This is a genomic window from Microcoleus sp. D3_18_C4 (genome assembly GCF_036702355.1).
Classification (GTDB): domain Bacteria; phylum Cyanobacteriota; class Cyanobacteriia; order Cyanobacteriales; family Microcoleaceae; genus Microcoleus.
The window spans coordinates 45,841-58,014 of sequence record NZ_JAUBTF010000048.1 but is presented as its reverse complement, the minus strand read 5'-3'; the positions used below and the strand labels follow the sequence as shown (position 1 = coordinate 58,014).

The following is a 12,174-nucleotide window of genomic DNA, read 5'->3' as shown; positions in this document are numbered from 1 at the left end:
GTGACAAGGCAGGAATTCCCGCATTACTTAAATTTGTTGAAGATTCAAACTCTGATGTGCGTAGGAATGCGGCAGAGGCCTTAGGCAAAATTGGTGACAAGGCAGGAATTCCCGCATTACTTAAATTTGTTGAAGATTCAAACTCTGATGTGCGTAGGAATGCGGCAGAGACCTTATGCAAAATTGGTGACAAGGCAGCAATTTCCGGATTACTTAAAATTGTTGAAAATTCAAACTCGGATGTGCGTAAGAGTGCGATAGATGCTTTAATCGAAATTGGTGACAAGGCAGCAATTTCCGGATTACTTAAAATTGTTGAACATTCAAACCGTTATGTGCGTAAGAATGTGGCAGATGCCTTAGGCAAAATCGGTGACAAGGCAGCCATTTCCGGATTACTTAAACTCCTTGAAGATTCAAACTCGGATGTGCGTAGGAATGTAGCATATACCTTAGGCAAAATCACTAAGCAGCACACAGAAGGAGTCGTCCCCTATCTCCCGCACCTCCTCACCTTAATTCCCTCCGAATCCGGCAAAGAAGTTCACGGCCTCATCCTTGCCATCCAAGCCACCTGCGAATACTATAACTACACGATACGTCAGTTGTCCCTAGCACCGCACCCAGCCAAACCACCCCAACCAAACGAGATCCTTGCTAACATTGACGAAACCACTCAGCAAATCTACAAAACAACAAAAGAAATGTCTGATAAACCCACCCAAGACTTCTCCAATTCTACTTTCCACGCCCCTTTCAACTTCGGAGATAACCACGGCAATCAAGCCCAAAATATCACCTTCACCGCCCAGCAATCCTCCCCTGAAGCTGCACTCAATGCAGTGGTGCAAATCATTCAGGCATTAGAAAAAAAGCATACAGAAGTGCAAGACGAGGAACAAGCACGCAATATTATTGATGCAGAATTTAAGGAAATCAAAGAGCAAAAACCCATCGAGTGGCAAAACCTAATCAACGTCAAACGGCTTTACAACGGTGGCAAAAAAGCAGCGGTAAAAGTTGGCGAACACTTCACCGAATCAAACCCCTGGGGCAAAGGACTTGTTGCCTTCATTGAAGGCGTATCCGAAGACGTGAAATAGCCAGCCAACCCAAAAGTTTGGTGAAATATTGCAACATTTTTAATAAGGCTTTCAGGGCGGGCGAGACGCCCACCCCAGAAGAAAATTTACTCTTTGTGGAACAGGCAAGATGCCTGTTCCTGACAGAGATGCAAGAGGTAAAATAAAACAGCAGTAAGCTCTATGCAAACCCGAGGCTAACAGCATGATTCAAAATCCCGCATACTATCAGATGGTGCTAGACACCTTGTGCGCCGCCCTAGAGGATGCCCGCCCCGCTGTCAGGGCGAAAGCAGCAGAATCACTGGGAAAAATAGGAGATGTCGCGCGCCCACATTAGTTAAAGCCTTCAAAGACACCTCGCCAGAAGTCCGTTCCAGCGTCATCCAAGCCCTCGGACAACTGATACTAAATGAGGCTTAAATACTCCTTTCATTTCTTAGTCCCCCTCTGCTCGGACTTCGTTTGTGTAGACGCGATTTCAAGATCCGAGTAATCTTATCATTTCATACATTCAACCATCTGCTGTTCGAGCTTAGCCAACAATGTATCAACATCTGTTGCGGCTTCCTCAAAACAAACAGGAGGTTCAGGCTTAGGTTCAAAAAGAATTAACTTAATTTGACCTTCGCCGATCGCCAAAATCGCCACTTCTGTCTCAGGTTTGTGAGCATTCAACACACCTACAACTTCCTGAATATGACTTTTTACTTGACGGTTCAACTCCTCAACCGCCTCTTTCTTACAATACACAAAACGCGCAGTTTCTGCAACATCAATTGCCAAAATCTCCTCGCTTTCCTCTCCCCTTTCCAGAAATAGCCCCCAAGCCAAAGCAGCCAATTCATTTTGATTAGCTTTCACGAATTTATCTAATTTGCGGCTCCAGCTATTTTCGTTGGGTTTGGACTCAGGGCTATCAAATAGAAACATTTTCTCTTCTTGCTTGTAGAAACTAATATTTTGCAGTCAGTTGTCAGTTAGCAGTTGGCGGTTGGCAGTTGGCTGTTGACTGTTGTCATTAGTTACCCATGCCCAATGGCCCATCCCCAATTACAAATTAGCAATTCCCAATTACCCAAAACCGCTGCGTTTCTATCTTATACCAGATTGCACACGCCAGAGCGCCGCATAAATTCCGTCCTGTTCGATCAGTTGTTCGTGCTGCCCCGATTCTACCACCAGCCCCTCTTCCATGACACAAATGCAATCGGCATTGCGGACAGTAGAAAGACGGTGGGCGATCGCAATTGTAGTGCGATTTTTGGTGATTCGTTCGAGCGATCGCTGAATTGCCGCCTCAGTCTCGTTATCCACCGCTGAAGTAGCTTCGTCAAGAATCAAAATCGGCGGATTCTTCAAAACAGCCCGCGCAATTGCAATTCGCTGCCGCTGCCCCCCCGACAATTTTTGACCGCGTTCCCCTACAATAGTGTTGTAACCGTCCGGCAATTGGGCTATAAACTCGTGCGCTTCCGCAATTTTAGCAGCATTTACTATCTCTCGATTAGTTGCCTCAAAACTGCCGTAAGCAATATTTTCTGCCACCGTACCGTGAAACAAAAACACATCTTGACTCACCAATCCGATCGCTCTCCGCAAATCTTTTAAATTCAGGTTATTTAGTTCTATACCGTCGAGATAAATATTGCCGTGCTGTACCTCGTACAGCCTCAAGATTAGTTTCACCAGCGTACTTTTTCCCGAACCAGTAGCGCCAACAATCGCAGTAGTTTTTCCCGCAGGCAGAGTCAGAGAAAAATACTGCAAAATCGGCTTTCTTTGATTGTAAGAAAAAGTAACATTTTTAAATTCCAACTCACCCTTAATCGAACTAACAGGCCGCCGAATATCACCCGTATGAATTGCGATCGGAGTATCCAACAAATTCATCACCCGATTAGTAGAAGCCATGGCGCGCTGGTATTGATCCAGAGTATCTCCCAGGCGAGTCAGCGGCCACAGCAACCGCTGGGTCAAAAACACCAAAACGCTGTAAGTTCCCACAGACAACCGGCCCGCCACCACCTCCAAACCGCCCAGAAATAGCGTTGCAATAAACCCCAAGAAAATCACAACCCGAATCAGCGGAATAAAAGCAGCCGAAAGTACGATCGCCCGTCGGTTGCTTTGGCGGTAAGCTTGGCTTTGTGCTTCGATGCGCTGAATTTCATAATCTTCGGAAGTAAAACTTTTAATAGTAGTAATTCCCATCAAATTATTCGACAGTTGTCCGTTCAGAAAACTCACCTTTTCCCGCACGTCAGCATAGAAAGGAGCAAGGCGATTTTGAAAGGCGATCGAACCCCAAATAATAAAAGGTATCGGCAGCATTGACAGCCCAGCAACACCAGGAGAGGCAGCAAAAAAAGCCGCGCCAATCACAACAACAGTGGTAATTACCTGAATCACCTCATTAGCACCGTCGTCCAAAAAACGTTCGAGTTGATTGATATCATCATTAAGAATAGAAATCAAACCGCCCGTGCTGCGTTCTTCAAAATAAGCTAATTCTAATTCCTGCAAATGGCTGTAAGCTTCCAGACGCAAATCGTGTTCAATATCCTGAGCCAAATTGCGCCACAAATAATCATAGGCATATTCAAAAACAGATTCCAAGGTCCAAACAATCAAACTCACAAAAGTAATAATTGCTAGTTGCCAAAAGACATCTTTTATGCCCCAGTCAGCGAGGATAGAATCTTGCTGTTTCACCACCACATCAACGGCAATACCGATTAATGCTGGTGGCGCTAAATCAAAGAATTTATTCAGCAGCGAACAGATACTTGCCAGCCAAGCTTTCAGGCGGTAACGGCGGCCGTACTTCAGCAGCCGCTTTAGGGGATGGACAGGTTTTAATGGATTTGGTGATGCTTGAGAATCATTCATAGGGCATGGGGAATGGGAAATAGGGCCGAGAATTAAAAATTAGTAGGGTGCTCGGCGCGCACCTTACCCTTGTTTAATTTTTAATTCTCAAATGCCCGGTTCCTAGGCTTTAAACGTTAACACTGGCTTCATTTTAGCGACTACACCAACTATTTGCGCCTCAACCTGAACGTCAATTACTGGTTGAATTGGCTTGTAAGCGGCCGGTGCTTCTTCGATTCTGCGTTCTTCGCGCCCGGTAATGCAATCTACGCCAGTTAATCCCAAAGCGCAGTCAGTTTTGTCAACACCTTTGCGACTCATATCGAAGCGCGATCGCGCTCTGCCGGCACCGTGAGAGGCCGCAAAAATCGATCGTTCCCCGAACCAACCAGCAAATAAGACGGCGCGCCCATCGAACCCGGTACAATTACAGGCTGACCAGAATGTGCGGGACAAGCGCCTTTGCCAGTTACCCAGCCGACACCTTCAGCTCAGGTAATATTGTGAGGCAAATCGTATACTAAGGGAGCTTCGACATCCCCGAAAACTTGCCAGCGCAGAAGTTCTGCTAGCAGCAAACGGTTGCCCCTCCCCACTTAAAGATAATACCTAACCGTCGTCACCACCCGACTTTTTTTAGCCCGCAAAGTCGCTTTCAAAAAGAAAGCAGTTTGATTGTGCAGCAGTCCCTCCCACCAATTTCGCGTCACAAAAGCCGGAATTATCAGCGTTAAATAAACTCCCGGTCGCTGCTCTTCAAACAAAGTCAAAAAGTGCGTCAAAGCCGAACTCACAGAACGGTAAGGCGAGTCCAGAATTTCCAAAGGAATATCTGACTGCAAATCTTTCCAAGCTAATTGTAATTTTTCTCGATCGGTCAAACCAATATCGACGTGAACTGCCACAACTTCATCAGCAATTAAACGAGCGTAATCAAGGGCCTCGAAAGTTCCCCGGTGCAATTGCCCGACTAACACCACTGCCGGATGTGTCACCGTCTTAACTCTAGGTCTGCGAAGATAAGACCTCGGTTCTATTCCCTGAATGCTCAACCGAGCCGCGACATACCGATAGTGTCGGTGAATAGCTAAAAATAGAGTGACTACGATCGGGATAGTTACTACGACAACCCAAGCTCCCAAAAGGAATTTTGTAGCGAGAATTACACCCAAAACTCCCGTTGTTGCCACTGCACCAATACCGTTCATCACAGCACTAACTTGCCAACCTTTACCTCGTTCCTTAAACCAGTGAATTACCATTCCCGATTGGGAGAGAGTAAAAGAAGTGAAAACTCCAACCGCATACAGGGGAAGCACCGCGCTCGTATTGCCTCGAAAGATGATAATTAAAAGAGCAGCGCAGAAGCTTAGCAGATTAATGCCATTAGAATAAACCAGGCGATCGCCCAACAGCGACAATTGCCTCGGCAAAAACCCGTCCCGGGCCAAAAAATAACAAAGTCGCGGAAAATCCGCATAACTCGTATTCGCCGCCAACAGCAAAATCAACAGAGTAGCTGCCTGCAAATAGTAATAAAATATACCGACACCAAAAATCTGTTTTCCCAACACAGAAAGGAGCGTTTCATGTTCTGTAGGAATCACCTGATAAATATGAGCCAAGTAACTAATTCCCAAAAACATTGCTCCCAGAATTCCCCCCATATAGCTCAAAGTCAGGCGCGCATTTTTCCATTCAGGAGGCTTAAAAGCCAACACGCCGTCTGATATGGCTTCAACTCCAGTCAGGGCTGTACAGCCCGCCGCAAAAGCCCGCGCCAGCAGAAATAATCCCAAAGGTTCCTTAGCTGGAATATTTTGTAATGTCGGCATAACATTACCTGTTGCCTGTTGGAATAAACCGCAGCCAATCAAAACAAAAATGCCAACGAGAAACGCATAGGTGGGAACCATAAATATATTTCCCGATTCCCGCAATCCCCTGAGATTGGCAAACATGATTAGGACAATAAAAACTAAGCACAGTTCAACTGTGTAGGGGTGCAGCGAGGGAACTGCTGAAGTCAAGGCCGCCACCCCAGCCGAAATACTGACAGTTACAGTTAAAATGTAATCAATCATCAGTGAAGCTGCGGCGATCAAACCAGGATAAATACCTAAATTTTCTCGGGCCACAATGTAAGCACCACCGCCGTTGGGGTACGCTTTAATTGTCTGTCGGTAAGACAGCGCCACGATCGCCAACAGTAAAATAATAATTCCCGAAATAGGCAGCGATAAACTCAAACTGCTACTCCCCGCTAGTAACAGTACCAGCAGAGTTTCTTGAGTAGCGTAGGCAACAGACGAAAGTGCATCGGAAGCCAGAACCGCTAGTCCTGTAGCGTTGCTCAACCGTTCATGAATAGATGCGCTAGTGGGGAGAGATTCACCTAGTAAAAATCGCTTGAGTCGAGAATAACTGTACATTGAAACTCAATATATAGGCATCCACAAATCATAATCTAGACGAGGACTGTTTTAAGTAATTTTTGGATCACAATTTGTAATTCTGTCTCGCTTGTTGAGTCAGCTTCAGCTTGTGTTCGAGAGCTTGCCAATTTTCCGCTTCGATATCAGTGATGAACTCGTCAAGACTGTCGCGGTAAATAGAGAGCGATCGCAACAATTCCTCTCGATTGTACTTTGCCACCATCACTCCCAGTTCGGGATTGCCACCCCCCACCCGGCTCGTGTCCCGAAAACCCGAACTCGCCAAATGTTGGGCTAAATTAACAATATCCCGATCGCCCTCTCGATCGCAGGCAGCAACCAGCGTCGCGCTCGCCATTAGCGGCAAATGAGAAATCCAAGCCACAGCTCGATCGTGCTCGATCGGCTCACATCGGTAAACTTTAGCACCCAGCAACCGCGCAATTTCCTCAACCTTATCCACCGCAAACGTCGGCGTCTGGGCAGTCGGCGTCACCACATAAGGCCGGCCCACAAACAAATCCGGTATCGCCGCCTCAATCCCGCTTTCAGCAGTCCCCGCCATCGGGTGTCCCCCCACAAAATTCGGCCACAGAGAAGACACAGCCTGCACTATGGGTGTTTTTACGGAACCGACATCGGTTACAATAGTATCAGGGGAAAGATAGGGCACCAACTCTCGGACGATCGGCTCGATCAACCCCAGTGGCGTGCAAATAAAAACCACATCGGCTGCTGCCATCAGAGACAGGTTTATGCTGGCTTCATTGACAACACCGCGAGCTTGCGCCCGATCGCAAGTCTGCTGCCGACTCGAAACCCCAAAAACATTAAACCCGCGCGATCGCAAATCCAGCCCGATCGAGCCGCCAATTAAACCTAGTCCTACAATACCGATATTCATAGCAATAAAATGGGGATATTTGATACGGTGCCGCCCCCATGACAGTCGAGGAACTCCTAAAAAAATATGCCGCCGGAGAAAGAAACTTTGCCGGAATCAACCTGACTGAGGCCAACCTCAGCGGCGTCAACTTGAGCGGAGCCAACCTCAAGGGTGCGAATCTGAGTGTAGCAAACCTAAGCGGAGCAAACCTCAGCAAAACCAACCTCACAGGTGCCAAACTCAACATCGCCAGACTCAGTGGCGCCCATCTAGGTGGCGCCGACCTCACCGACGCCGACCTCAACGTCGCTTATCTAGTGCGAGTTGACCTCAAAAAAGCCATACTCATAGGAGCCAAACTGATCAGAGCCGAGCTGATTCGAGCCGAACTCAGCGGCGCAAACCTCAGCGGCGCAAACCTCAGCGGCGCCACCCTCACCGAAGCCACCCTTCGAGGAGCCAACCTAGCTCAAGCCAACCTTCGAGGCGCTCACCTCAGCGGCGCGTGCTTGACAGAAGCCAACCTCGAACAAGCCAACCTGCAAGGAGCCGACCTCAGCCGAGCCGACCTCAGCGGCGCCGACTTGCGAGGCACAGAACTGAGACAAGCCAACCTCACTCAAGCCGTACTCAGCGGCGCCGACCTCAGCGGCGTCAATTTGCGCTGGGCCATTCTCAGCGGCTGCAATCTCCGCTGGGCCGACCTCAGCGAAGCCAAATTGAGCGGTGCCGACCTCAGCCGAGCCGACCTCTGCCACGCCAACTTGCTGAATGCCAGCTTAGTTCACGCCGACCTGACAAATGCCTATCTGATCCGCGCCGACTGGATTGGAGCCGACTTAACCGGAGCCACCTTAACCGGAGCAAAACTTCACGCAGTTTCGCGGCTGGGCATCAAAACCGAAGGCATGACCTGCAAGTGGGTTGATCTTAGCCCCAACGGCGACCACAGCCAAATTTACTGGTTGAACTCGGGAGGAACCCACGAATTTTTTCATGAAACCTTGCCCACAGTTCGGATTGTAATTGACTCGCCCTTAGACCAAGGCGCTCATTTTGCACTAGCTGCAACTTATTACCAAATTGCCCAACAATACCCGAGTTTAAGTCAGCCTCCCACGATCGAAGTCAGCTCCAGGCGCACCGTACTCGCCTTTAAAATGGACAGCGACGATAAATTATTTGCCACCGCTTACGTTGCCATCATTCCTTTTAACGACGCTGCCATAACTCAAAAAAACCTAATAGCTTTGATGAAAATGATTCAATCCCACGATGCAGGCAAACTTAACGTCAAAGAATCTAAACACGTCCAGTTATGCAGCAAAGCTCTCAACCAAGCTATCAGCAAAGTAGACCAAATCAAAATTTCCAGTTCTTTTCCAAAAATCGGTGAAAGCATCAATTTCTTTCAAATTCCAACACAGATGAGCTTAATTAATTCCCGCGATCAAAGACTCAGCGTGTATCACCACCCAGGCTTCGGCAAGCGCCTGATTAAAAAATACGAGCAAAGTAACTCACCATCGGGTAAGTTAGCTGAAAGCACAAAATTGGCTCAAGCTAATATCACTAGCATTTTGGATTTTATAAAAGGCTTCCACAATATAGATGTCTAGGCATATTGCATCAAGTTACAAAAAATGCTTATTCTAGTTTAAAGGTTGGGACAATAAAGCTTTGTTCTAGCTAAGACATCAGGGAAATTGAAAAGCATGGATGCCGAAGAACTCATCACCAAATATGCAGCAGGAGAAAGAGATTTTACTGCCATCCTCCTTTGCGAGGCAAATCTCAGCAGGATCGATCTCAGCGGGGCTAATTTCAGTGAGGCAATCTTGAGCCTCACCAACATGAGCGGCACCAATTTGTCAAACGCCAACATGAGAAAAGCCAAACTTAATGTTGCCAGACTCAGCGGTGCTAATCTCCACAAAGCCAACCTCAGCGGCGCTATCCTCAACGTGGCCAACTTGATTAGAGCCGACCTCAGCGAAGCCCAACTCGTTGAAGCTACACTGATCAGATCCGAACTGATTCGAGCAAACCTCAGCAGTGCTAACTTGACCGGTGCAAATCTCAGCGAAGCAGATTTGAGAGAAGCAACCCTCAGAGAAGCCAATCTAGAGCAAGCCGACCTCAGCGGGGCTCACCTGAGAGGCGCTTTTCTAACAGCGGCCAACTTGGAACGGGCCAACTTGCACAGAGCCGACCTCAGCAGAGCAGACTTGCGAGGAGTCAACCTCTGCAATGCCGAACTCAGACAAGCTAATCTGTCTCAGGCAAACCTTAGCGGCGCTGACTTGCGAGGCGCTAATCTCCGGTGGGCTGACCTCAGCGGGGCGAACCTGACCGGCGCTGACCTCGATGAAGCGAGATTGAGCGGGGCAAACTTGTACGGAGCAAATTTAAGCAATGTCAATCTGTTGAACGCTACTTTGGTACACGCGGATTTGACCCAAGCTAATTTGATTCACGCTGATTGGGTGGGCGCAGATTTGACGGGGGCGGCCCTGACGGGGGCAAAAATTTACGCGGTTTCTAGGTTTGATGTGAAAGCAGATGACATTACCTGCGATTGGGTTGACCTCAGTCCTAACGGCGATCGCAGCCACATTCAGCGCTTTACCCCAGAAGAATCTCAAAGGTTTTTCAATGCTACACCGCCGACAGTTCAAATTATTGTCGATCGACCCCTCGACCCGGATGCTAACTTTGTCCTTGCAGCTACCTACCGCCAAATTGCCCGTCAATACCCTGCTTTGAATCATCCTCCCAGTATCGAAGTTAATTCCAGACGCACAATCATATCATTTAAAATAGAGCAGGACGAGCAACTATTTCCCACAGCTTTCGTTGCGATTGTTCCCTTTAGTGATGCAGCATTTACTCAGAAAAATTTGATTACTTTGATCAAGATGATTCAACCCCAAAGTGGTAATAACCTGGGCGTCAGAGTTTCAAATATGGTAGTGCAATTAAACGTAGCCCTGACCAAAACAATGAGAAAAATAGGGGAAATGAAAATTCAGCCGATTCGCCTCGATCGCGAACCGATGTCAAGTTTTTTCCAATCGCCTACCCAAACTGTACTGGCTAACTCCAGCGCCGAAACTTTGATGATTCACTATCACCCAGATTTTGGCAGAAACTTGACAAATTTACCGGGAGTCAACAAAACCTCTATCAGTCCTGCAATTAAAGCCCAAAGATTTACCACGCCGCCCCTAAATACGGTCATTGAGTTTGTCAAAAGCTTTTATCAGCTCGGTGAGTAAGTATTATAAATTAATTTGATATTATTTCTATTTATGCCATATAAAAGTTAGCCGATTGCCATCTCATTCAGGTAAACAAATGGAAGCTGAAGAACTGCTCAAACGATTTGCAATCGTCAAAAGATACACTGAAGGCGACAGAGATTTCACAGGAATCAACCTGAATGAAGCTAATCTCAGCCGCATCAACCTCAGCCAATCAATTTTAAGGCGGGCTAGCTTATTTGTCACCAACCTCAGCGGTGCTAACTTGAGCGAAGCTAACTTGAGCGAAGCTAACCTGAATGTGGCTAGACTCAGCAGTACCAACCTGTCGCGGGCAATCTTAAACGGGGCTACTCTCAACGTAGCAAACTTAGTGAGAGCCGATTTAAGTGCAGCTCAATTAATCAGAGCATCTCTAATTAGAAGCGAATTAGTCCGCTGCGAACTCAGCAAAACTAACTTCAGCGGCGCTAACCTGACTGAAGCAGATTTAAGAGAGGTAAAACTGACGGAAGCTAACCTGTCCGGTGCTAACCTGTCCGGTGCAAATCTCAGGGGTGCTTCGGCTGCTTCAGCTAACTTTCAAGAAGCTAACTTACACGGCGCAGATTTGACGAAAGCAGAACTTAGCGGCGTCAATTTGAGCAATGCCGATATGAGACAAGCTTCTTTGCAACAGGTGAATCTCAGCAGTGCCAATTTGAGCGGAGCTAACCTCAAATGGGCTGATTTGACGGGAGCTAACCTCAACGGGGCAGATCTGAGCTGTGCTAAATTGAGCGGAGCTAACCTTAACGGAGCAGATTTAAGAAATACTAATTTAGGAAGTGCTAATTTCGTTCACGCTGATTTGACAGAAACAAATTTGATTAATGCCGATTGGGTGGGCGCTGATTTGAGGGGAGCAACTTTAACAGGAGCAAAACTGTATTTGGTTCCTCGATGTGGTATCATTTCAGATGATATTACTTGCCAGTGGATTGACCTCAGCCCCGCAGGCGATCGCACTCTGATTCAACAATTTAATTCGCCGTCAGAATCGATAAAATTTTTAAATCACACGCCTGGGTTAGTGCAAATTGTGGTTGATGCACTTTTAGACTACTCAGCAAACAGCACTTTAGCAACAGTTTACAGCGAAATAGCTCGGCATTACCGGGCCATGAATTTTCCTCCTAATATTGAAGTCGGCTACCGCCGCACAACTCTAACTTTTAGATTTGAGAGCGATGAGCATTTATTGCCAGCAGCTTTTTTAGCGATTCTTCCTTTTAAGGATGCTGTACAAACTCAGAGAAATATTATGGATATTGGTAAAAATATTGAAACTCAAAATTTAGATGAGAAACGAATAGTGCAGTTGCGTAAAGCATTGACTAAAGCTACAAATAAGTTAAATGAATTGATAAAATTGCTCTCTAATATATCAGGGGTTAGTCAACCAACAAAGTTTTTTGATTCACCTACCCAAACTATTTTAATTAGTTCGGGACAGGAGAGTTTGATGGTGAATTCTCACGGGAATTTTGGGAAGGGAGGTGCAAGTCATCAGCCGAGTAAATTCTGTTTGCCTCTCGGTCAAAAATTAGTTGATTTTCTGGCCAGTTTTGATTATCTTGAGTGAGAAATGTCAA

The 12,174-nt window shown here is 46.9% G+C and carries 10 protein-coding genes and 1 pseudogene; 6 read left to right on the top strand and 5 right to left on the bottom strand.

Going from position 1 to position 12,174, the window contains the following annotated elements:
- The 3 genes from QUA90_RS21815 to QUA90_RS30505 form a co-directional block, all read left to right on the top strand.
- A partial coding sequence (locus QUA90_RS21815; RefSeq protein WP_333447694.1) for a HEAT repeat domain-containing protein occupies positions 1-1,103 on the top strand: 1,103 nt, incomplete at its 5' end.
- A 184-nt stretch (positions 1,104-1,287) separates the two neighbouring features.
- Positions 1,288-1,422, top strand: a complete 135-nt coding sequence (locus tag QUA90_RS21810; RefSeq protein ID WP_333331401.1) for a HEAT repeat domain-containing protein — start codon at positions 1,288-1,290, stop codon at positions 1,420-1,422.
- Entirely contained in the window at positions 1,383-1,505 is a 123-nt protein-coding gene (locus QUA90_RS30505; RefSeq protein WP_445300132.1) for a HEAT repeat domain-containing protein, read from the top strand. The genes QUA90_RS21810 and QUA90_RS30505 overlap by 40 nt, the downstream gene beginning before the upstream one ends.
- A 78-nt stretch (positions 1,506-1,583) precedes the next feature.
- Here the strand turns inward: QUA90_RS30505 and ccmS are convergent, their stop codons facing one another.
- The 5 genes and pseudogenes from ccmS to QUA90_RS21785 all read right to left on the bottom strand — a co-directional run bounded on the left by ccmS (position 1,584) and on the right by QUA90_RS21785 (position 7,295).
- A complete protein-coding gene (gene ccmS, locus QUA90_RS21805; protein ID WP_333331404.1) occupies positions 1,584-2,015 on the bottom strand; it encodes a beta-carboxysome assembly chaperone CcmS in 432 nt (143 codons plus the stop codon).
- Between the two features lie 162 nt (positions 2,016-2,177).
- A complete protein-coding gene (locus tag QUA90_RS21800; protein ID WP_333331407.1) occupies positions 2,178-3,974 on the bottom strand; it encodes an ABC transporter ATP-binding protein in 1,797 nt (598 codons plus the stop codon).
- A gap of 102 nt (positions 3,975-4,076) precedes the next feature.
- Positions 4,077-4,384 (bottom strand): annotated as a pseudogene (locus QUA90_RS21795) (RtcB family protein).
- A gap of 168 nt (positions 4,385-4,552) precedes the next feature.
- Positions 4,553-6,388, bottom strand: a complete 1,836-nt coding sequence (locus tag QUA90_RS21790) for an APC family permease (RefSeq protein ID WP_333447691.1) — start codon at positions 6,386-6,388, stop codon at positions 4,553-4,555.
- A gap of 67 nt (positions 6,389-6,455) precedes the next feature.
- Complete coding sequence (locus QUA90_RS21785) at positions 6,456-7,295, bottom strand: prephenate/arogenate dehydrogenase (RefSeq protein ID WP_333447689.1); 840 nt, start codon at positions 7,293-7,295, stop codon at positions 6,456-6,458.
- A gap of 38 nt (positions 7,296-7,333) precedes the next feature.
- Between QUA90_RS21785 and QUA90_RS21780 the strand changes: the two genes are divergently transcribed.
- From QUA90_RS21780 to QUA90_RS21770, 3 genes are all read left to right on the top strand, one after another.
- Positions 7,334-8,896: a pentapeptide repeat-containing protein gene (locus QUA90_RS21780; RefSeq protein ID WP_333332466.1), complete on the top strand. Its 1,563-nt coding sequence runs from the start codon at positions 7,334-7,336 to the stop codon at positions 8,894-8,896.
- Positions 8,897-8,992: 96 nt separating this feature from the next.
- The gene (locus QUA90_RS21775; RefSeq protein ID WP_333081318.1) at positions 8,993-10,555 is read left to right on the top strand and encodes a pentapeptide repeat-containing protein; all 1,563 of its coding nucleotides are present in this window, start codon (positions 8,993-8,995) and stop codon (positions 10,553-10,555) included.
- Between the two features lie 79 nt (positions 10,556-10,634).
- Positions 10,635-12,164: a pentapeptide repeat-containing protein gene (locus QUA90_RS21770; protein ID WP_333447687.1), complete on the top strand. Its 1,530-nt coding sequence runs from the start codon at positions 10,635-10,637 to the stop codon at positions 12,162-12,164.
- Positions 12,165-12,174: the final 10 nt, after the last annotated feature.